Origin of the sequence: Microbacterium sp. 22296, from assembly GCF_052045385.1 — a bacterium.
GTDB lineage: Bacteria > Actinomycetota > Actinomycetes > Actinomycetales > Microbacteriaceae > Microbacterium.
On the sequence record NZ_JBQEOS010000004.1, the window covers coordinates 149,422 to 169,043 of the forward strand.

General features: G+C 72.1%; 21 protein-coding genes and 2 riboswitches. Of the genes, 13 read left to right on the forward strand and 8 right to left on the reverse strand.

The features are described from left to right. Nucleotides 1-113: 113 nt before the first annotated feature. Both ACTJJP_RS09825 and ACTJJP_RS09830 read left to right on the forward strand, forming a co-directional pair. Complete coding sequence (locus ACTJJP_RS09825) at nt 114-608, forward strand: GNAT family N-acetyltransferase (RefSeq protein ID WP_440774836.1); 495 nt, start codon at nt 114-116, stop codon at nt 606-608. Between the two features lie 169 nt (nt 609-777). After that, nucleotides 778-1,512 carry a phosphotransferase gene (locus ACTJJP_RS09830; protein WP_440774837.1) on the forward strand — a complete coding sequence of 245 codons (735 nt, stop codon included), beginning with the start codon at nt 778-780 and terminating at the stop codon, nt 1,510-1,512. A gap of 52 nt (nt 1,513-1,564) precedes the next feature. Here ACTJJP_RS09830 and ACTJJP_RS09835 read toward each other — a convergent pair whose 3' ends face one another. The 3 genes from ACTJJP_RS09835 to ACTJJP_RS09845 all read right to left on the reverse strand — a co-directional run bounded on the left by ACTJJP_RS09835 (nt 1,565) and on the right by ACTJJP_RS09845 (nt 4,427). Continuing rightward, nucleotides 1,565-2,350 carry an energy-coupling factor transporter transmembrane component T family protein gene (locus ACTJJP_RS09835; protein WP_440774838.1) on the reverse strand — a complete coding sequence of 262 codons (786 nt, stop codon included), beginning with the start codon at nt 2,348-2,350 and terminating at the stop codon, nt 1,565-1,567. Continuing rightward, nucleotides 2,347-3,795, reverse strand: coding sequence for an ABC transporter ATP-binding protein (locus tag ACTJJP_RS09840; RefSeq protein WP_440774839.1), 1,449 nt, complete (start codon nt 3,793-3,795; stop codon nt 2,347-2,349). Before ACTJJP_RS09840 ends, ACTJJP_RS09835 begins: the two co-directional genes overlap by 4 nt. Then, a complete protein-coding gene (locus ACTJJP_RS09845) occupies nt 3,795-4,427 on the reverse strand; it encodes an ECF transporter S component (protein ID WP_440774840.1) in 633 nt (210 codons plus the stop codon). The genes ACTJJP_RS09840 and ACTJJP_RS09845 overlap by 1 nt, the downstream gene beginning before the upstream one ends. Then, nucleotides 4,421-4,530: riboswitch (TPP riboswitch) on the reverse strand. Its footprint overlaps the gene before it by 7 nt. Before the next feature lie 36 nt (nt 4,531-4,566). On the opposite strand from ACTJJP_RS09845, the gene ACTJJP_RS09850 reads away from it, so the two are divergent. From ACTJJP_RS09850 to ACTJJP_RS09885, 8 genes are all read left to right on the forward strand, one after another. After that, nucleotides 4,567-6,192 carry a D-alanyl-D-alanine carboxypeptidase gene (locus ACTJJP_RS09850; RefSeq protein ID WP_440774841.1) on the forward strand — a complete coding sequence of 542 codons (1,626 nt, stop codon included), beginning with the start codon at nt 4,567-4,569 and terminating at the stop codon, nt 6,190-6,192. Between the two features lie 3 nt (nt 6,193-6,195). Beyond that, entirely contained in the window at nt 6,196-6,552 is a 357-nt protein-coding gene (locus tag ACTJJP_RS09855) for a GntR family transcriptional regulator (protein ID WP_440774842.1), read from the forward strand. 182 nt (nt 6,553-6,734) lie between these two features. Next, nucleotides 6,735-8,105, forward strand: coding sequence for a DUF222 domain-containing protein (locus ACTJJP_RS09860; RefSeq protein ID WP_440774843.1), 1,371 nt, complete (start codon nt 6,735-6,737; stop codon nt 8,103-8,105). Between the two features lie 109 nt (nt 8,106-8,214). Then, a complete protein-coding gene (locus ACTJJP_RS09865) occupies nt 8,215-8,628 on the forward strand; it encodes a GNAT family N-acetyltransferase (protein ID WP_440774844.1) in 414 nt (137 codons plus the stop codon). A 26-nt stretch (nt 8,629-8,654) separates the two neighbouring features. Beyond that, nucleotides 8,655-9,320 (forward strand): SDR family oxidoreductase, encoded by a 666-nt coding sequence (locus ACTJJP_RS09870; protein ID WP_440774845.1) that lies wholly within the window; start codon nt 8,655-8,657, stop codon nt 9,318-9,320. Between the two features lie 250 nt (nt 9,321-9,570). After that, a riboswitch (TPP riboswitch) is annotated at nt 9,571-9,662 on the forward strand. Beyond that, nucleotides 9,654-10,523, forward strand: a complete 870-nt coding sequence (thiM, locus tag ACTJJP_RS09875; protein ID WP_440774846.1) for a hydroxyethylthiazole kinase — start codon at nt 9,654-9,656, stop codon at nt 10,521-10,523. Its footprint overlaps the riboswitch before it by 9 nt. 3 nt (nt 10,524-10,526) lie before the next feature. Next, nucleotides 10,527-11,171, forward strand: a complete 645-nt coding sequence (thiE, locus tag ACTJJP_RS09880) for a thiamine phosphate synthase (RefSeq protein WP_440774847.1) — start codon at nt 10,527-10,529, stop codon at nt 11,169-11,171. Beyond that, nucleotides 11,168-12,703 carry a bifunctional hydroxymethylpyrimidine kinase/phosphomethylpyrimidine kinase gene (locus tag ACTJJP_RS09885; protein ID WP_440774848.1) on the forward strand — a complete coding sequence of 512 codons (1,536 nt, stop codon included), beginning with the start codon at nt 11,168-11,170 and terminating at the stop codon, nt 12,701-12,703. Before thiE ends, ACTJJP_RS09885 begins: the two co-directional genes overlap by 4 nt. Nucleotides 12,704-12,776: 73 nt before the next feature. On the opposite strand, the gene ACTJJP_RS09890 is transcribed toward ACTJJP_RS09885, so the two are convergent. From ACTJJP_RS09890 to ACTJJP_RS09910, 5 genes are all read right to left on the reverse strand, one after another. Next, the gene (locus ACTJJP_RS09890) at nt 12,777-12,959 is read right to left on the reverse strand and encodes a DUF5302 domain-containing protein (RefSeq protein ID WP_440774849.1); all 183 of its coding nucleotides are present in this window, start codon (nt 12,957-12,959) and stop codon (nt 12,777-12,779) included. A 39-nt stretch (nt 12,960-12,998) separates the two neighbouring features. Next, nucleotides 12,999-13,925, reverse strand: a complete 927-nt coding sequence (locus ACTJJP_RS09895) for a DnaJ domain-containing protein (RefSeq protein WP_440774850.1) — start codon at nt 13,923-13,925, stop codon at nt 12,999-13,001. Between the two features lie 85 nt (nt 13,926-14,010). Next, entirely contained in the window at nt 14,011-14,592 is a 582-nt protein-coding gene (locus tag ACTJJP_RS09900; RefSeq protein ID WP_440774851.1) for a hypothetical protein, read from the reverse strand. Then, the gene (locus ACTJJP_RS09905) at nt 14,589-15,425 is read right to left on the reverse strand and encodes an LssY C-terminal domain-containing protein (protein WP_440774852.1); all 837 of its coding nucleotides are present in this window, start codon (nt 15,423-15,425) and stop codon (nt 14,589-14,591) included. The genes ACTJJP_RS09900 and ACTJJP_RS09905 overlap by 4 nt, the downstream gene beginning before the upstream one ends. Before the next feature lie 7 nt (nt 15,426-15,432). After that, nucleotides 15,433-16,497: an enoyl-CoA hydratase/isomerase family protein gene (locus ACTJJP_RS09910; protein ID WP_440774853.1), complete on the reverse strand. Its 1,065-nt coding sequence runs from the start codon at nt 16,495-16,497 to the stop codon at nt 15,433-15,435. Nucleotides 16,498-16,606: 109 nt separating this feature from the next. Here ACTJJP_RS09910 and ACTJJP_RS09915 point away from each other — a divergent pair, with 109 nt between their 5' ends. The 3 genes from ACTJJP_RS09915 to ACTJJP_RS09925 all read left to right on the forward strand — a co-directional run bounded on the left by ACTJJP_RS09915 (nt 16,607) and on the right by ACTJJP_RS09925 (nt 19,609). Beyond that, on the forward strand, nt 16,607-17,854 hold the full coding sequence (locus ACTJJP_RS09915; protein ID WP_440774854.1) for an ABC transporter ATP-binding protein: 1,248 nt from the start codon (nt 16,607-16,609) through the stop codon (nt 17,852-17,854). Beyond that, the gene (locus tag ACTJJP_RS09920; RefSeq protein WP_440774855.1) at nt 17,851-18,669 is read left to right on the forward strand and encodes an ABC transporter permease; all 819 of its coding nucleotides are present in this window, start codon (nt 17,851-17,853) and stop codon (nt 18,667-18,669) included. Before ACTJJP_RS09915 ends, ACTJJP_RS09920 begins: the two co-directional genes overlap by 4 nt. A 121-nt stretch (nt 18,670-18,790) precedes the next feature. Next, a complete protein-coding gene (locus ACTJJP_RS09925; protein ID WP_440774856.1) occupies nt 18,791-19,609 on the forward strand; it encodes a sulfite exporter TauE/SafE family protein in 819 nt (272 codons plus the stop codon). The last annotated feature ends 13 nt before the right edge of the window (nt 19,610-19,622 follow it).

Consider the following 19,622-nt stretch of genomic DNA (forward strand, 5'->3'; position numbering starts at 1 on the left):
CCCCGTGACCACCCGGGCGCTCACCACACCGAGCGCTCTCACAGCACGGGCGGGTCGCGGCGCCGGTCATTCGACCCGCCCGTCGGCGGATCGTCCCCACGTAGGCTCGTCGGGTGAGCGAGCCGGGGTTCCGCATCGAACAGGTGCCGGTCGACGATCCACGCGCGGTCGCGCTGCGCGGCATCCTCGACGACGATCTCGACGAGCGCTACCGCGACGCCGATGCCGACGACACCCCCTCGTTCGCCGCGAAGCGCGAGGCGGCGCTCGCGGTGCATCCCGAGCAGGTGGTCGCGACGCTTCTGGCGCTGGATGCCGACGACACCCCGTTCGGGCACGTGATCCTCCGCCGCCTCGGTGACGAGTGGGAGCTCAAGCGTCTCGTCGTCGTCGCGGCAGCGCGCCGGCGCGGCGTCGGCCGTGCCCTCACCGCTGAGATCGTCGACCTCGCTCGTCGCGGCGGCGCGGCCCGCGTGATCCTGCAGAGCGGTCGGATGCAGCCCGAATCCCTCCACCTGTACGCCACCGCCGGCTTCACGCCGATCCCGGTGTACGAGCCGTACATCGAGACGATGCCGCTCTCGCTGTGCTTCGAGTACGTGCTCTGACGCGCGGGGTTCGCGGTGGATGCCACTGCGCGACCGCCCGGCCGGATGCGTCCCCCGTGTGTCCACGACCCCCGGGCACCTCCTCCGGGTGTTCTGGACGCTCGCCCGGATCGACCAGAGCTGAAGCACGCCCGGTGACCCCGCCCCGCGCGTGCGCGAGGATCGGACTGTGAGCATCCCCGACGCGAGCGAGCCCGTCCCCGACCGCGTCCGCACGCTCGCGGGCGGCGCGGCGCTCGAGCCGGTCTGGCGGAACAACCTCGGTGGCCTGACATTCCGCGCGACCGACGCCGACGGCATCCGGTACGTGAAGTGGGGGCCGCGCGACGCCGAGACCTCGATGCGCGCCGAGGCCGAGCGTCTGCGGTGGGCTGCGCCCTTCACGCCCGTGCCCCGCGTGCTCGCGGAGGGTCGGGATGCCACGCACGAATGGCTCGTGACCGCCGGCGTCGCGGGACTCTCCGCGGTCGATCCGCGCTGGATCGCCGAACCGGCGCGGGCGGTGCGCGCGCTCGGTCGCGGGCTCCGCGCTCTGCACGACGCCCTGCCGCTCGAGCGATGCCCGTTCTCGTGGAGCGTGACCGACCGCGTCGCGAACGCCGCCGTCCGCGGCATCCGTGTCCCCGACGATCTTCGCCACGCCCCGCCGGTCGACCGGCTGGTCGTGTGCCACGGCGATGCGTGCGCGCCCAACACCCTCATCGGCGATGACGGCGAGTGGACCGCGCACGTCGACCTCGGCGCTCTCGGCGTCGCCGACCGGTGGGCCGACATCGCGGTCGCGGCCATGTCGACCGAGTGGAACTACGGACCCGGATGGCACGACGCCCTCATCGACGCCTACGGCGTGGCCCCGGATGCCACTCGCCTGGCCTTCTACCGCGAACTCTGGAACGCGACGTAGCCGTCCTCCCCGCGCGGACGCCAGGACCCCACGACGGCGAAACCGAACCGCCTCAGGATCCGACCACGCGGAACGCGCCCGTCACCACCGCGGCCCCGAGCGCCACGGTCATGAGCAGCACCGCGCCGGCGACGGCGACGGCATCCCGAGCCGACAGCGTCGACGGGCGCGCCCAGGTGCGATCGATGCCGGAGCCGAAACCGCGGGCCTCCATCGCGGTGGCGAGCTTCGTACCGCGACGCACGGCGAACACCAGCAGCACGAACGCCATCGAGAAGAACCGGCGCACCGCCCCCCGGTCGCCCAGACCCCGCGCGCGACGCGCGAGGGTCATCGTGCGCCAGTCGTCGACGAAGAGTCCGACCGTGCGAGCGCCGGCCAGCACGCCGAGCACGAAGCGGCTCGGCAGCTTCGCCACCTGCGCGAGCGCGTCGGCGAGCTCGGTGGGATCGGTGCGGGCGAACAGGAGGATCATCGGCAACGCCAGGGCCACCACGCGCAGCAGCACCGCGATCGACAGCGAGATCGAGTTGTCGCTGATCGTGGCGAACAGGAAGCTGCCGTAGACGGTCCCGCCCGGGCGGGCGTACAACAGCATGCTGATCCCCGCGACCGGCGCGAAGATCAGCACCGGCAGCAGGCGCTTCAGCACCACGCCGAGGGCGACACCCGTGAGCGGCACGCACAGCAGCTCGAGCACGATGGCCGTGGCCGCGCTCACCGCATCGATCGACACCAAGAGGGGCACCGCGAGCACGACGACCATCGCGACCTTGGCGACGGGGTTCACCCCGTCGAGCCACACCGGCCGCGCCGACACGAGCGTCGGGGCACTCATGCCGCACCGCCGAGCGCGATCCGATGCTGCCCCAGGTGCCGCACCACGTCGGCGTCGTGCGTGACGGCGACGACCGTGCGCCCGCGCGCGATCTCCCGCTGCAGCAGGCCGACGAGCTCGCTCCACCCGCGGCGGTCCTGTCCGAACGTGGGTTCGTCGAGCACGATCACCTCCGGCGAGGCGGCGAGAACCGTCGCCACCGACAGGCGCCGCTTCTGCCCGCCCGACAGGGTGAAGGGGTTGGCGAGGGCGAGGGATGCCAGATCCAACCGGTGGAGCAGCTCGTCGACGATCGCGTCGACCTGGGCCGCCGGCATCCGCAGAGCCCGCGGACCCACGGCGAGCTCGTCGCGCAGGGTCGGGGCGAGGAACTGGTGCTCGGGCTCCTGGAACACCGTGCCGATGCGCGTCAGCAGCTCGGTCGACCGCCAGCGCGAGGGGCGACGGATGCCGCGGGCGGCGAGCCCGGATGACGCGACGACCTCGCCCGAGAGCTCGGGGAGCAGCCCGGCGAGGGTCAGTGCGAGGGTGGACTTGCCGGCGCCGTTGGGCCCCGTCACCACGGTTCCGGCCGCGCGGGGGACGACGACGTCGAGCCCGGATGCCACGACCGTGCGCTTCTCGCGCCCGATCGACAGCGCCGCGGCCGACAGCACGGCATCCGGTGTCTCCAACGGCGCGAGCACCGGGAGGTCGACGGGGCGCCCCGGCACCCACACGCCCGCGTCGGCGAGCGCGTCGCCGTACTCCGCGAACACCCGCGCGGGCGGTCCGTCGGCCAGCACGCCGCCACCCGGGGCGAGGACTACGACGCGGGTCATCAGGTCGACCCACACGTCGGTGCGGTGCTCGATGAGAACGAGGGTCGCGCCGTCGGCGCGGACGACGTTCTCGACGGCCGCGCGCACCTCGCCGACACCCTCGGGGTCGAGGTTGGCGGTGGGTTCGTCGAGCAGCAGCAGCCCCGGCCGCATCGCGAGCACGCCGGCGAGGGCGAGGCGCTGCTTCTGCCCGCCCGAGAGCTCCTTCGTGGGGCGGTCGAGCGGCACGGCCAGACCCACGGATGCCACGGCCTCGGCCACGCGTGCCGGGATCTCGTCCGCGGGCACGCCGAGGTTCTCGCAGCCGAACGCGACGTCGTCGCCGACCTTCGACAGCACGATCTGCGACTCGGGGTCCTGCAGCACCAGGCCGATCCGGCCGCGCTGTTCTTCCGGCGCCCGCCCGTCGACGCGGATGCGCCCGGTCCTCTCCCCCTCGTCGCTGCCGCCCAGGAGACCTGCGAGGCCCGCGAGGAGCGTCGACTTCCCGGCTCCCGACGCACCGAGCAGCAGCACGCGTTCTCCGGGCTCGATCGTCAGGTCGACGTCACGCGTGGCGGCCAGCTTGCGACCGGCGTAGCGCCATCCCCAGCCCTCGACGTCGACGTGCGCGGGGCCCGTCATCAGACGTCGCGGCGCGCTTCCCGGCCCACGGCGAAGCGGCTGAGCGCCCCGGTGGCGGCGAGGGCGCGCACGAGGAGCCAGCCGACGAGACCGGCCAGCAGGGCACCCGAGACGACGAGGGTGCCGAGGTAGAGGAGGTTGAACTCGACCGACTTCTCGATGTTCGCCGACATGAACAGTTCGAGCACCCACGCTCCGACGCCGGCTCCGACGCCCGCGAGCATCGAGACGGGCAGGGTGAAGCGCACGTAGAGGAAGGCCAGGAAGATGAGCTCGGCGCCGAGCCCCTGCGCCAGGCCGGAGAAGATCGTCGTCACGCCCCACACGTTGCCGATGAGCGCCGAGACCACGGCCGCGATCACTTCGACCAACAGCGCCGCCCCGGGCTTGCGGATGACGAGACCACCGATCACACCGCCGATCAGCCAGATACCGACGGCGATACCGCCGAGCCCAGGGGTGAGGCCGTCCATCACGACGAACCAGAGGCCGCCGACGGTGTTCCATCCCCAGAAGACCAGACCGATCGCGACACCGAGCACGGCCGCGACGACGATGTCGACGACGCGCCACTGGAAGCGGTTCGCGGATGCCACGGCGGGTGCCGTGCGCGCAGACGTGGACGTGTGCATTTCCTACTCCTCCCTGCGCCGGCATGATCCGGATCAGGTTCGACGGTCGAAGCGTGGATCGCTTCCTCTCAGCCCGGCTCACCGGACTCCCGTGGTTGACGTGACGAGTATAGGGGGATGCCCGGGGTAGCGTGGGCGGGTGCACGAGCAGACCCCGGCCACGCGACGCGACGAGCGCCGTCGAGGGGCGTCCGCGGGTCTCGACTCCGGGGCGACGGGCGAAGCGACCACGAACCCGGCGGTGTCGGCGATGGATGCCGGGAGTGCCCCGTCCGCGGGCGCGACGACGAGTCCGAGCGGCGTGTCGTCCGACCGTCCCGGCGCAGACGCTCCCGCGTCCGCGGGTCCCGCGGCATCCGGCACCCCCGTCGACCCGGCGCGCACGGCACCCGCCTCCGCGTCCCGGACGCCCGCGGCATCCGGAGCCCCCGTCCTGATCGGGGCGCTGACCTGGCTCGACCCCGACGACGCCGCCGACACGCGCCCCGCACCCGCGTTCGTCGTCTCGGGCACCGCTTCTCGGCCGGTAGATCTGCTGGCGGGTCGTCGCCGCCGTCGCCTGCGTCCGGCGACCGTGGTGCCGCCGGTGCTGATCGTGCTGATCCTCGGGCTGTACGCCGCGGCGACCCTGCTGTGGCCGTTGAACGCGGTCGCCCCCACGACCCGCGTCGTCGGCGTGCAACCCGTCGCCGCCCCCGCCGCCTCTCCCGCGTGGCCGGCCGAGGGCGAGGCCGCCATCGCGATCGACGGCGTTCCCGAGACCCTGACGACGGCGGCCACGGCGCCCGAGTCGATCGCGAGCATCACCAAGGTCGTCACCGCCCTCGTCGTGCTCGACCGCCTGCCCCTGGCTCCCGGCGAGCAGGGACCGTCGTACGCGTTCACGCAAGCCGACAGCGCCGATTACTGGCAGTACCGCGCGCGGGGCGAGTCCTCTCTCGATGTTCCCGTCGACGGCAGCCTCACCGAGCTGCAGATGCTCCAGGGCATGCTGATCGCCTCGGCGAACAACTACGCCCAGCGTCTGGCATCCGACCTCTTCGGAACGGATGCCGAGTTCTCGACCGCCGCGAACCAGTACCTCGCCGAGCGGGGCATCGAGGGGATCACGATCGTGAACCCCACCGGCATCGAGGAGGGCAACACCGCCACCCCGGCCGCCCTGATCGCGCTCGCCGAACGGGCTCTCGCCAACCCCGTGATCGCCGAGATCGTGCGCACGCCCGAGCTGACGCTCCCCGGTGCGGGCACGTTCACGAACGGCAACGCCCTGCTCTCCGATCCGGGCGTGATCGGCGTCAAGACCGGCACGCTCGACGCATGGAACCTGCTGACCGCCAAAGACATCACCGTCGGTGACGCCACCATCCGCGCTTACGCCGCGGTTCTCGGCCAGCCCGGACCCGACACCCGCAACCAGGCGACCCGCGACCTCTTCGCGCGCATCGAGCAGGAACTGCAGCCCACCCCCTCGGTCGTCGCCGGCACCGTCGTCGGCAAGGTCGAGACGCGGTGGAGCGACGACATCGACCTGGTCACCGCCTCCGACGCGACCGTGGTGCTGTGGAACGGCGGCGCAGCGCAAACCTCGGCGAGCTTCGACCTGGGCGAGGCCACCGACCCCGGCACGACGGTCGGCACCTTCACCGCGACCGGTCCCGTCGACGCCGACACCGTCCACGTGCGCCTCGCTAGCGAGATCGAACCGCCGAGTCCGTGGTGGCGTCTGACGCACCCGCTCGACCTCTTCGGCCTGAACGACTGAACCGTGGACTTCTCCCTGGATGCCACGTCGCCCACGCCGCCGTTCGAGCAGGTGCGGGCGCAGGTCATCGCCGCCATCGACGACGGGTCGCTCGTGGCAGGGACGCGCCTTCCGCCCGTGCGGACGCTGGCCGCCGAGCTGAACCTCGCCGCGAACACCGTCGCCCGCGCATATCGCGAACTCGAGGAGGCCGGGTACGTCGAGACCCGTGGACGCGCCGGCACGATCGTCCGCGGGGGCGACAAGGCGTCGTCCCAGGCGGCGCAGGCTGCTCGGGCGTATGCCGAGACGGTCCGGCGTCTGGGGATCGACCCAGATGACGCGGTGGCGCTGGTGCGGGCGGCGCTGGGCGAGGGCTGACGCGCGGATCGAGGTCGTTCAGCCCGCCGAAGCAACCGCTCCTCCTACATCCGAGTAAGGACGGGCGTCACCTTGCACCGTGAGGGAGCATCCCTTCTCCCCAGATGCGACAGGGGCGCATTCATCCCCGCCCACTCCACTCGACCAGGTTCAATGTCGGAGGTCGTCGCTAGCATGCACACATGCACATCGACACCGTCCCCGCACCCCCGCCGGACCCTCCCCCACCAGACCCACCCCACCCGCCGCGACCCCTCACCGCGGTCCTCGAGGACGTGCTCTGCGCGGGCGCCACCCTGGCCGCTGCGGAGGTGGCTCGCATTCGCGCGCTCGCGGAAGCGGGGCATCTCGCCCTCGAGGTCATGGCCGACCAACGCGCCACCGCCCGCGCCGCGGAACTGGCGTTACGGGAGGTCGCCTCCGAACTCGCCGCCGCCGAGAACCTCTCCGACCGCTCGATGCAGACCCAGATCGGGCGGGCCATGACCCTCGTCGACGACTACCCGCACACCCTCGCCGCGTGGGAGGCGGCAGCAATCACCCGCGCCCACGTGCACGCGATCCTCGACATCGGGGCCCCGCTTCCCGTCGAGGCCCGCGCCGAGTTCGACCTGCTCGCCGTGGCCACCGCCGAGGACCTCAGCCCCGGCCGGTTACGCTCCCGCCTGGCGATGCTCGCCGAACGCCTGCACCCCACCACCCTCACCGAACGACACCACCGCGGCCGCGACACCCGCAGCGTCCGCCTCATCCCGGGCGTCGACGGGATGTCCGACCTCGTCGCCACCCTCCCCACCGTCCTCGCCGTCGGCATCTACGACCGCCTCACCCAGCAAAGCCGGGCCATCATCGACGCCCGCGGCTCCTCACCCGAAACCGCCGAAGCCCTCACCGATGAACGCACCACCGCGCAGCTGCGCGCCGACATCCTCGCCGACCTGCTCCTCACCGCCGCACCCGAAGCCGACCCCACCCGCACCGACGACGGCCCCGGCACCCTCGGCACCCTCCGCGCCCGCATCCAGGTCATCGTCCCCGCCCTGACCATGCTCGCCCCGGAGAACGAGAACCTCGACCCCGCCGAACTCGTCGGCCACGGCCCCCTCGACGCCCGCACCGCCAAAACCCTCGCCGAAACCACCACCCTCCCCTGGGACCGCGTCATCACCCACCCCCTCACCGGGACCGTCCTGCACACCGACACCTACCACCGCACCACCGCCATCGACCGCCACCTCCGCGCCCGCGACCGCCACTGCCGCTTCCCCGGCTGCACCACCCCCGCCACCCGCTGCGACATCGACCACACCCACGACCACGCCCTCGGCGGCACAACCACCATCACCAACCTCGCCCACCTCTGCCAACGCCACCACACCCAAAAGCACCTCACCCGCTGGACCGTGAAACAACACCCCGGAGGCGTCCTCCACTGGACCAGCCCCACCGGCCGCACCTACACCGACGAACCCCTCCCCTACTCCCCCGCCATCCGATTCCTCCCCGACGACCCACCCCCACCCGACCCCGAAGAAGGGACCCCGCCGTTCTGATCCCTCCCGCGCGTTCCCTCACCGGACTCGCGCGCGCCATAACGGGCCCACGCTCCGCGTCGCCGACACGCACACCTGCTGTCCGCGCCCGGGTCGTTACGGTGAGCACATGGCATCCCCGCGCGTGACCATGGACCCCGCCGAGATCGACTTCGACGTCGTGCACCGATGGCTATCGGAGGACGCGTTCTGGGCGATCGGGCGGAGCCGCGAGACCGTCGATCAGGCCGCCCGCGCGTCGCTCAATTTCGGCGCGGTGGACGGCGACGGAACGCTCGTCGGGTACGCCCGCGTCGTCACCGACCACGCGACATTCGCGTGGGTGTGCGACGTGTACGTCACCCCCGCCGCGCGCGGTCGCGGCATCGGACTGCTCCTCAGCGAATCCGTCGTCGCCGCCCTGCGTCCCCTGAACCTGAAACGGGTACTTCTGTCCACGGTCGACACGCACGGCCTCTACGAGAGGGTCGGTTTCGAGAGCTACCCAGACCCGGAGAAACTCATGCAGCTCGGCCGCGCCTGACCCGCACGCGCCCTTACGCTCGTGGCATGCCCCTCGTCCTGGTCACCGGCGCCGCACGCGCGAACAGCATCGCGGCATCCATCGTCCCGCGCCTCGACGCCGACGGATGGGAGGTCGTGACGAGCGAACTCGATTCCGGTGACTACCCGTGCGACCTCGCCAGTCCCACGGCGCCGACCGAACTCATCGAGCGCGTCTCGCGCGAACGCGGACCGATCCACGCCCTCGTGCTCAGCCACGCCCACGGCGTCGAGTCCGGCATCCTCGACACCACCGCCGAGAGCTTCGACCGCCACGTCGCGGTCAACGCCCGGGCGACCCTGCTGATGATCGCCGCCTTCGCCCGACAGGTCGACGAGACCGGAGGCGCGATCGTCGCCTTCACGAGCGACCACACCACCGGGAATCTGCCGTACGGCGCATCGAAGGCGGCGCTCGATCGCATCGTCATCTCGGCGGCACGCGAACTCGGGCCCCGGCGGATTTCTGCGAACGTCGTCAATCCCGGACCGATCGACACCGGGTGGATGGATGCCGAGACCCGGGACGCCCTCGCCGGGTACCACCCCCTCGGCCGGTTCGGCACACCCCGCGACATCGCCGGCATCACGACGTTCCTGCTCTCCGAGGAGGGTCGCTGGATCAGCGGACAGCTCCTCCACACCGACGGCGGGTTCTCCGCGCGGTTCTGACGCACGACCGAACCCGGGGCAGACCCCGCGACGCGGGGCGGGAGATGCGTCGTCGGCGCGTTCTCGACGAGAGTCCGACTGACCGAACGGCGCGACCCGGCGACGTGACACGACGCAGGAGATCCGGCGGCCGCATCCCGGTATCGCGCGCGCTCGACCGTGCCGCGATCGACGGTTCCTGCGTTGTGTCACGCGCCCGCGGACACCCGGCCTGCTCCACGACGCCCGCACCGGTCGTGCTAGCGTCGCCCGCAGTGACACGGGGTGCCCGCGAGGGCTGAGAGAACACCCGTTGAACCTGATCTAGCTCGTACTAGCGAAGGGATGTCGCGAATGGTCGTTCGCACGTCGTCGTCTCCGTCCACCCCCGCACCCGTCTGGGAAGCCGATCCCGCCACGGCGCTCGGGCGCCTGCGCGAAGCAGCTCCCCTCACGCAGTGCATCACCAACGCGGTGGTGACGAACTTCACCGCGAACGCCCTGCTCGCCCTCGGCGCCGCGCCGGCGATGTGCGACATCCCGGGCGAAGCGGGCATGTTCGCCGGGATCGCAAGCGGAGTGCTCGTCAATCTCGGCACCCCCACCGCCGAGCAACGCGACGCGGCCCGCGAGGCCGTCTCCGCCGGCACACCCTGGGTGCTCGACCCCGTCGCCGTGGGTGCTCTGCCCATCCGCACGGCCCTTGCCCACGAGCTGCTCGAGGAGCGCCCGGCGATCATCCGCGGTAACGCGTCGGAGATCCTTGCCCTGGCCGGAGCCGGCGCCGGCGGACGCGGGGTCGACGCGACCGACGCGGCCGACGACGCCCTCGACGCGGCCCGCTCCCTGGCCGTCCGCACGGGCGGCACCGTCGCCGTCTCGGGCGAGGTGGACCTCATCGTGGATGCCGAGCGCACGGCCCGCGTGCCCGGCGGAAGCGCTCTGCTGACCAAGGTCACCGGCGGCGGCTGCGCCCTCGGCGCCGCAATGGCGGCCTTCGTCGCCGTGGTCGATCCGTTCGAAGCGGCGATCGCGGCAAGCGCGGTGTGGGCTGTGGCGTCGGAGCGGGCGGCATCCGGAGCCCGAGGACCGGGGTCGTTCGCCGTCGCCTTCCTGGACGAACTCGCGGCCGTCCGCCCAGAAGACCTCGAGGGCCGGGTGCACGTGCGGACCGCCTCCGTCCCGGACTCAGAAGCCGACGCCGACGCAGAGCCCGGGGCGTAAACAATGACCGACCTCTCCCTCCACCTCGTCACCGACCACCGGGTTCCCTTCGACCGCCTGCGCGACATCGTCGACCAGGCCGTGGCCGCGGGCGTGACCGTCGTGCAACTGCGCGACAAGGTCGCCACCGGCGCCGAACTCTTCGCCCGCACCCTCGACCTCGCCGACGTCGTCGCGGGGCGATGCGCGTTCATCGTCGACGACCGCGTCGACGTCGTCCTCGCCGCACGCGACCGCGGCGCACGCGTCGACGGCATCCATCTCGGCCAGAGCGACCTGCCGGTCGCGGCCGCGCGCGCCCTGCTCGGCGCCGACGCCCTCGTGGGCTGGACCGCGAACACCTCCGCGCATCTCGCCGCCGCCGCGGCGTTCGCGGCCGACACCCTCGACTACCTCGGCGTCGGTGTCATCCGCGCCACCGCCACGAAGCCCGACCACCCGCGCCCGCTCGGCATCGAGGGATTCGCCGAGCTCGCGGCATCCACCGACCTCCCCTGCGTGGCGATCGGCGGGATCGACGTCGGTGACGTCACCGCCCTCCGCGTGGCGGGAGCGGCCGGCGTCGCGGTCGTCTCGGCGGTGTGCGCGGCCGACGACCCGGGCGCGGTCGTCCGAGACCTCCGCGCCGCGTGGGGAGCCGTCGCGTGAACGCCTCGTCACTCGACACCGCATCCGCCGCACCGCGTCCCGGGACGCCCGATGCGACGCGCGCGATCCCCCGCGTGCTCAGCATCGCCGGCACCGACCCCACCGGCGGCGCGGGAGTCCAGGCCGACCTCAAGTCGATCGCGGCCTTCGGCGGCTACGGCATGGCCGCGGTGACGGCGCTCGTCGCGCAGAACACCCTCGGCGTCCGCGAGGTGCACGTGCCACCGACGTCGTTCCTCCACGCGCAGTTGCGCGCGGTCAGCGACGACGTCGACATCGACGCGGTGAAGATCGGCATGCTCGGCTCGGCCGAGGTCGTCGCCACCGTCGACGCCTGGCTCGCCGAGGTGCGCCCCGCCATCGTCGTGCTCGATCCGGTGATGGTCGCGACCAGCGGCGACCGGCTGCTCGACGCCGACGCCGAAGAGGCCGTGCGCGCCCTCTGCCGCCGCGCCGACCTCGTCACCCCGAATCTCCCCGAGCTCGCCGTCCTGGTCGGCGAACCCGTCGCCACGAGCTGGGACGACGCCGTCGCCCAGGCGCAGGCCCTCGCTGCGCGAGCCGACACCGCGGTCCTGCTGAAGGGCGGACACCTCGACGGCGAACAGAGTCCGGATGCCGTCGTCGAGGGGGCCGATGTCCACCCCGTGCCCGGACGCCGGGTCGCGACACGTCACACCCACGGAACCGGCTGCTCGCTTTCGTCGGCCATGGCGACCCTCGCGGCGCACGGTCTGTCGTGGCCCGACGCCTTGACACGCGCGAAGGACTGGCTCACCGGTGCCCTCGAGCACGCCGATGCCCTGCGGGTCGGACGCGGCAACGGTCCCATCGACCACCTGCACGAACTGCGCCCTCACATCGAGCTCCGTCCGCCCGCGTCGAACGCCCCGCGGATCGCGGCGACATCATGGAGCACCGAGCAGTGGGATGCCGCGGCCCCGGTGAGAGGCGACGTCGACGCCTGCGCTTTCGTGCGGGGGTTGGCATCCGGCGATCTGGATCGCGACGCTTTCGGCTGGTATCTCGGTCAAGACCTGCTGTACCTGCGCGAGTACGCGCGCGTACTCGCGCGCGCCGCGGCACTGGCGCCGACGGTCGACGAGCAGCGCTTCTGGGCCGAGGCGTCGGTGTCGTGCCTGGTGGAGGAGGCGGCACTGCATCGGACCCACGTCGATCCGGCGGGGCTCGAGCCCGCGGCATCCACTCTCGACTACACCGACCACCTGCACGCGTCATCGACCGTGGGCTCCTACGCGGTCCTGGTCGCCGCGATCCTGCCCTGTTTCGTGCTGTACACCGACATCGGCGCCCGCTGGCGGGGGACCTTCGCCGCCGACCACCCCTACGCCGACTGGCTCACCGCCTACGGCGACGAGACGTTCGCGGCGTCGTCGGCTCGGGCGGCGACGATCGTCGACGGTGCAGCGCGGTCGGCGTCCGCGTCCGAACGCTCGGTGATGGCCGCGGCCTACGGCCGCTCGATGGCCCTCGAGCTGGCGTTCTTCGAGGCCCCGCTCCGACGCCGGTGAGACGCACTGAGGTGTCGCCTCCGCCGGAACGGGGGCGACACCTCAGGGGAGATGCGCGCGATGGGGGCGCGGATCAGCCGCTCTTGCGGCGGAATTCGCGCTTGGTGACCGCTCCGTGCGTGCCCTGCACGGCGGAGTGGCCGTCGAGGTGCGCCTGACCCGACCGCTGCTGTCCGTTCTTCTTCTCGAGCGCTTCCTTGAACTTGCGCTTCATGTCGTCGGATGCCGAGGCATCCGGGGTCTCGTCGGTACTCATAGCCCCACCATAAGCACCGATGCCTCAACGCGGGAACCGTCAGACGTGCCGCACCCGCTGCTGCAGTCGCGTGCGGATGTCGAACAGCTCGGTGCCGCCGACCTCGCGCGCACCCGGGATGCCGCGGCGCAGCAACGTCGTCAGGGCGCTCCGCGTGACGAGGGCCACCGGTGTGCCGCGCATCTTGCCGAGCTCGGTGACGGCCTCGAGCACGTCGTCGTCGGGAAGCACGACCATCGCGCCGCTGAAGCGCACTCCCGCGGCACGCGCGATCACGCGGGCGCGAGAGACCAGCTCGGTCACGGGCGCACCGATCACGTTCGGGCCGCTGATCTCGCCGCGGCGCACGCCGACCGGCCCGCCGAAGTCCTCGCTGAGCAGGGCGTAGAGACCGCTCGGACCGAGCACGAGGTGGTCGAGCTTCTGTTCGGGGTCGCGGCCGTCTCGGTCGGCGAACACGTCGTGCCACACCGTGTAGCCCATGCCGAGCTCCGACACGAGCCGCGCCGTCTCCTCCTCGGCGAGCGCGTCGGCGAGGATGTGCCGGATCTCTGGCGGCGCCGAGCGCACGAGCGCGGGGTCGTACGGGTCGGCGATGTCGACGCCGCGACCGACCCACTCGCGGATGAGGTCGAGGTAACGCTCGCGACGCCAGCCGCCGGGCTGCCCGTAGGAGCGCGCACGGGGGCGGGTGTCGGTGGGACGGGAGGGAGCGGATGCCGGCGACCCACCGCCCCATGAACCCGCGGTGGACCCGCGGCCGCGGTCGTAGACGCTGCGGGCCTCCGGCGTCCCGACGAGCTCCCACGCGCGCTGCACCTGGACGAACAGCGCGGCGTCGCCGCCGGTGTCGGGGTGCGTCTCGCGCAGACGTACGCGATAGGCGCGGCGGAGCCCCTCGTCGTCGATGTCGGCCGCGACGCGGAGCACCTCGTATGCCGAAGACGACATGGGGCTGTCGAACACGTGCGTCATCCGTTCTGCCGCCCGGGCGCGCGGCGCCTCTCAGGCTAACCCGCCGCGGCTGTGCGCGGCCCGAGGCGACGGGGTCTCACACCGCTTCCGCGGCATCCGCCCCTCGACGACGACGATCCCGACGCCGCCGCGGGCGCCGACCCGGCCGCCGCGCGTACGCCGCGGCATCCCGGCTCGACAGGGCGAGCAGCACGAGGATGTCGAGGCTCAGGGTGATCAGGGTCGTGTTCACCGTGATCTGCTGGCCGTAGGTCCACCACCCCACGAAGCTCGCGCTGATCGACCCCACCGAGATCACCATCACGAGCACCCGCGCGAGGTTGCCTCCGAAGAAGATCCGGATGCCGAGCACCACCTGCACCGCGCAGACGACGCCGAGCACGCCCAGGAACACCGCCGTGCCGACGCCGAGGTCGGACACGCTCAGATCGAGCGGCTCGTCGGCGTTGCCGCTCGCGGCTCCCGCGAACGCGCGCAGCCACGGCGGCAGCGAGAACGCCACGCTCGCCGCCCACAGCGCCCCCGCCGCCGCGCGCAGCAGTACGAGGACGCTTCCGGTGACGATCGACGCGGGCCGACGCATCGCCGGATCGGCCGTGGTCGGGTCCACCGGCGGCTCGAACGCGACGCGCTTCTCGGGATGCCGTTCCGCGCTCACGATGCCGACACCCCCGCGCGTCCGGGCAGCCGCACAGCGCCGACGTCGATGATCGGCAGATCGCCGTCGGTGCTGATGCTGTCGCCCCCGCCGTTGCGCGAGTGGTAGCCCGTGGCGAAGTCGCGGATGACGTCGACCTCGACGCCCGGCACCGCGCGCACGCTCGCGACGATGTGGTCGCGCTCGATGTCGGTGTCGGCGTCGATGCGATGCGTGACCTGCAGCGTGAACAGCGACAGACCGACCGCCCGGTCGAACGTGCCCGCGGCGAGCCAGTCGACACGGCGTCCACCGGGCAGGAGCCACCCGTCGGGGCACTTCCACAGCCGCACGTGGTGGCGCTGGGCAGGAGAGCCCGCGACCTCCTGCTGGTACGCGAGATCCTGCATCCGCCCGAAGAGGTACAGCGGGCTCACGGGCGCGCGCGGGTAGCTCCGACGGCGCAGCGTCGACACGACGATGCGCCACGACGACCGCAGGCTGACCGGGTCGGCGGGGATCCATCCGGCCGCCGCCATCACGGCCTCGACGTTCTCGCGAGACCCCTGCAGGGCGAGGTTCACCGGGTCGCCGAGCAGCCCGTCGGACGTGCGCGTGCGACCCATGAAGTAGTCGGGCACGTAGATCGCCGTGAGGATGCGGTGCAGGCGCGGCAGAGCGAGATAGGCCAGCAGCGCCCAGAACGCGACCGCCATGAGCACGCCGCCCCAGCCGAGCGAGAAGGATTGCGTGAGGCTGAGGTATGCCAGCCAGATCGCGGCGACACCGGCGAAGACGAAGAAGAACCCGTCGAGGATTCGACCGATCGACCAGCGCCGCCGCGAAGGGGTCATGCGATGGTCACCACAATGCGGGGGTGGGCTCGTAGGCGAACGCCTCGGCGACCCGATCGGCGGGCAGATCCTCGAGGCGCGCCGGCGACCACGAGGGCGTGCGGTCCTTGTCGACGACCTGCGCGCGGATGCCCTCGACGAGGTCGGGCTGCGTGAAGGCGAACCACAGCACCAGGCCGTACTCCTGCGCGAGGGCGGCCCGGAGCGACGGCAGCGCGCGCGCCCGGCGGACCGCCTCGAGCGTCACGGCGAGCGCGGTGGGCGCAGAATTCGCCAGCACCTCGGCCGCCTCATGCGCCTCGGGCTCGGGGCGGGAGCGCAGACGATCCAGGATGCCGGGGACGTCGGCGGCCGAGAACGCGTCGTCGATCCACTCGCGCGCGGTCTCGAAGCGCGACGGCTCGGGCGTCTCGTCGAACAGCAGGACCAGTTCGGTCGGGCTGGAAGGGTCGGCGCGGTACTCCAGCGCCTCGTAGAGCGCCGGGAGGTGGGCGGTGGGCACCATGTGGTCCGCGAAACCGGCGTACAGGGCGTCGGCGGCATCCATCGTCCCGCCCGTCAGCGCGAGGTACTCGCCGATCCGGCCGGGTGCGCGACCGAGCAGCCATGACCCTCCCACGTCGGGGGTGAAGCCGATGCGCGTCTCGGGCATCGCCAGACGCGAGCGCTCGGTGACGATACGGATCGCCGCGTGGCCGGCCAGGCCGATCCCTCCGCCCATGCAGACGCCGTCGGCGATGGCGACGACCGGCTTCCTCGACGTGGCGATGCGGTGGTCGAGGGCGTACTCCTCGCGGAAGAACGCGTGCACCTCGTCGACGCGGCCGTCCGACACCATCTCGTGCAGGGCCCGCACGTCGCCGCCGGCGCAGAATCCGCGCTCGCCCGCTCCGTCGAGCAGCACGATGTCGACGTCGGTGTCGCTCTCCCATCGGTCGAGGGTGAGGTGGAGCGCGCGGATCATGGTGAGGTCGAGCGCGTTGATGGCCGCCGGACGGTTGAGCGTGAGGTGGCCCAGACCACCCCGCCCGCCGACCAGGACACTGTCGTTCTCGGTTCGCTCTGCGTGCACGGTGCCACGTTACACAGGCCCCGCGCACCGCCTCCGACTCGCGGAGGATGCGTTTTCGGCCCCGGATCGGGGAAGATGGGCGGAACGTCTGCCGAAGGAAAGGGGCCGCATGCCCGACGGACAGGTGCTCGAACTGACCGGCCTCACCAAACGGTTCGGGGCGATCTCGGCCGTCGACGGCCTGACCGCCCGCATCGAACCCGGGCAGGTCACGGGCTTCCTCGGTCCGAACGGTGCGGGCAAGACGACCTCGCTGCGGATGCTGCTCGGACTGGTGCGCCCCACCGCGGGCACCGCCACGATCGGCGGTAAGCACTACGCCGACCTCGCCTCGCCGCTGCAGAGCGTGGGCGCCGCCCTCGAGGCATCCAGCTTCCACCCCGGTCGTTCGGCCGCGAACCACCTGAAGGTCTACGCGCGCGCGGCGAGCCTGCCCATCTCCCGGATCGACGAGGTGCTCGGTCTCGTCGGTCTCGCCGACGTCGCGGGGCGCCGCGTCGGCGGCTTCTCGCTCGGCATGCGCCAGCGCCTGGGCCTGGCGACCGCCCTCCTCGGCGATCCCGGCGTGCTCGTGCTCGACGAACCGTCGAACGGGCTCGATCCCGAGGGCATCCGGTGGATGCGCTCGCTTCTGCGCCATCTCGCCGAAGAGGGCCGTACCGTGCTCATCTCCTCGCACCTGCTGGCCGAGGTGCAGCAGACCGTCGACGCGCTGCTGATCATCTCGCGGGGGCGTCTGGTGTTCCAGGGCGGCATCGAAGACCTCGCCGACCCCGACGAGTACGCCACGGTCGTCGACTCCCCCGACCGGGCCGCGCTGTCGCGCCTGCTGGAGGACCGCGGGATCGATCACCAGTTGCTGCGCAACGGCTTCACGATCCGCCACCACGAACCGGTCGAGATCGGCGCCCTCGCCGCGGGCGCCGGCATCGCGTTGTCGAACCTCCAGAGCAAGGGCGCGAGCCTGGAGGACATCTTCCTCGAGCTCGTCAGCGGTGTCCGCGTGCACGCGAGCGCCGGGGCGACATCCGTTCCGATCGCCGACGGGGCTCCCCCCGCCACGGACGATGTCCGGGAAGCCCCGGATGCCGGGGAGGTCCCGGATGCCGGGGAGGTCCCGGATGCCGGCGCCCCGGCTCCCGCCCCGGTCGCTCCCCCCGTCGACGCCGCGGATCCCGACGACGACCCGCGTCCCTCGACGGCCATGGTGGCGGTGGTGGCGCCCCCTCGGTCCGCTCGTCCCGTGGTGGTTCCGCCGGCCGGTGACGGCCCCCGCAACTCCTATTCCGTCGCCTCCACGGGGGTCATCGACATCGTCCCCTCCGCATCCCCCGATGAGACGGAGGCCCCGCGATGACCCTCATCGCCGCCACACGTTCCGAATACACCAAACAGTTCACCACCGCCGGGTGGTGGGTGCTCGGCATCGTCCTCGTCGTCTACGTCGCTTTCACGGCCGGCGTCCTCGGTTTCGTGTTCGGCGGGGTGGCGTCGGGTCAGCTGACGGGGTCGCGCGGTCCCGCACCGTCCACCGAGGGCATCCCGGCCCTCGTCTACAGCTCCGCGACCGCGGTCGGTTACGTCTTCCCCCTGCTCGTGGGCACCCTGATGGTCACGACGGAGTTCCGCCACAAGACGCTGACCCCGACGTTCCTGGCCACCCCCCGCCGCAGCTCGGTGCTGGTGGGCAAGTTCGTCGTCGGCGTCGTGGTGGGCCTGCTGTACGGCATCCTGGGCTCGATCGCGGCCCTCGGCGCCGGGGCGGGCGTGCTGAGCCTGTTCGGTATCGACACGGCCCTCGGCGCACCCGACACGTGGGAACTCGTCGGCAGGATGCTGCTCGCGTTCGCGCTGTGGGCGCTCGTCGGCATCGGCGTGGGCACGGTCGTGCGCAATCAGGTGGCCGCGATCGTCATCGTGCTGGCGGTCACTCTGTTCGTCGAGCCGATCGTGCGCACCGCCGGCGGTCTGGTCGAGGGCTTCGCGGGTGTCGTGAAGTGGTTCCCGAGCGCGGCGAGCGATGCACTCGTCGGGCAGACGATCTTCGGCATCGTGGGCACAGCCTCCGGCGACGCCTTGGAGTGGTGGGCGGGCGGGCTCGTGCTGCTCGGCTACGCCGTGGTGCTCGTCGTCATCGGCCTGCTGACGACCTGGCGGCGCGACATCGACTGAGCCGGCCGCCAGTGGCTTCGACAGGCTCAGCCACCTCTGCATTCAGGACCCTGAGCCCGTCGAAGGGTCCGGTACCCGCAGTACGGTTTGGCGGGGCCGAGGCGAGCGGCGAGAATCAACCGTGCTCGATGGACCGGTGATCGCGGAGTGGCTGCCGGTGTCGGTGGCATCCCTGATCCTCCTGCTCGTCGCCGCGGGAGTGGCCGGCTGGGTCGACGCGGTCGTCGGCGGCGGCGGGCTCATCCAGCTCCCCGCCCTCGTCATCGCGGTGCCGAAAGACGTGGCGACGCCGTTCATCCTCGGCACGAACAAGCTGTCGTCGTTCTTCGGGACGCTCTCGGCGAGCGGGGTGTACCTGCGGAGGATCCGGGTGCAGCTCGTGCTGCTGATCCCCCTCGTCGCCGGGGCGTACGCGGGGTCGACCGTCGGTGCGGCCCTGTCGCGCTACGTCCCGCGCGAGGTGCTGACCCCGATCGTGCTCGTCGCGGTGATCGTGGTCGCGCTGTACACCCTCCTCAAGCCCACGATGGGCCTCGAGCACGCTCCGCACCACGACCGCAGATCCGCCATCGCCTGGCGCGCCGCGGCGATCGGGCTGCTGGTCGGCTTCTACGACGGCATCCTGGGTCCGGGGACGGGGTCGTTCTTCGTCATCCTGATCGTCGGGGTGCTCGGCTACGGCTTCCTGCAGGCGAGCGCCAACGCCAAGATCGCCAACCTCACCACGAACCTCGCCGCCCTCGCGGTGTACGGCGTGCACGGGGAGATCCTGCTCGCGCTGGGACTGGCGATGGCCGTGATGAACATCACCGGCGGCTTCATCGGCGCCCACATGGCCACGCGGCGGGGCAGCGGCTTCGTGCGGATCGTGTTCCTGGTGACCCTGTCGATCCTGATCGTGAAGCTCGCGTGGGACACCGTGGTGCAGTTCACGAGCTGAGCCGCGCGAGCGC

Coding starts and splice junctions, on each gene's coding strand:
- ACTJJP_RS09845 (WP_440774840.1), bottom strand. CDS start 4,427: ATGCACACGTCCACGTCTGCGCGCACGGCACCCGCCGTGGCATCCGCG.
- ACTJJP_RS09920 (WP_440774855.1), top strand. CDS start 17,851: ATGACCCTCATCGCCGCCACACGTTCCGAATACACCAAACAGTTCACC.
- ACTJJP_RS09860 (WP_440774843.1), top strand. CDS start 6,735: ATGCACATCGACACCGTCCCCGCACCCCCGCCGGACCCTCCCCCACCA.
- ACTJJP_RS09835 (WP_440774838.1), bottom strand. CDS start 2,350: ATGAGTGCCCCGACGCTCGTGTCGGCGCGGCCGGTGTGGCTCGACGGG.
- ACTJJP_RS09915 (WP_440774854.1), top strand. CDS start 16,607: ATGCCCGACGGACAGGTGCTCGAACTGACCGGCCTCACCAAACGGTTC.
- thiE (WP_440774847.1), top strand. CDS start 10,527: ATGACCGACCTCTCCCTCCACCTCGTCACCGACCACCGGGTTCCCTTC.
- thiM (WP_440774846.1), top strand. CDS start 9,654: ATGGTCGTTCGCACGTCGTCGTCTCCGTCCACCCCCGCACCCGTCTGG.
- ACTJJP_RS09905 (WP_440774852.1), bottom strand. CDS start 15,425: ATGACCCCTTCGCGGCGGCGCTGGTCGATCGGTCGAATCCTCGACGGG.
- ACTJJP_RS09840 (WP_440774839.1), bottom strand. CDS start 3,795: ATGACGGGCCCCGCGCACGTCGACGTCGAGGGCTGGGGATGGCGCTAC.
- ACTJJP_RS09870 (WP_440774845.1), top strand. CDS start 8,655: ATGCCCCTCGTCCTGGTCACCGGCGCCGCACGCGCGAACAGCATCGCG.
- ACTJJP_RS09890 (WP_440774849.1), bottom strand. CDS start 12,959: ATGAGTACCGACGAGACCCCGGATGCCTCGGCATCCGACGACATGAAG.
- ACTJJP_RS09865 (WP_440774844.1), top strand. CDS start 8,215: ATGGCATCCCCGCGCGTGACCATGGACCCCGCCGAGATCGACTTCGAC.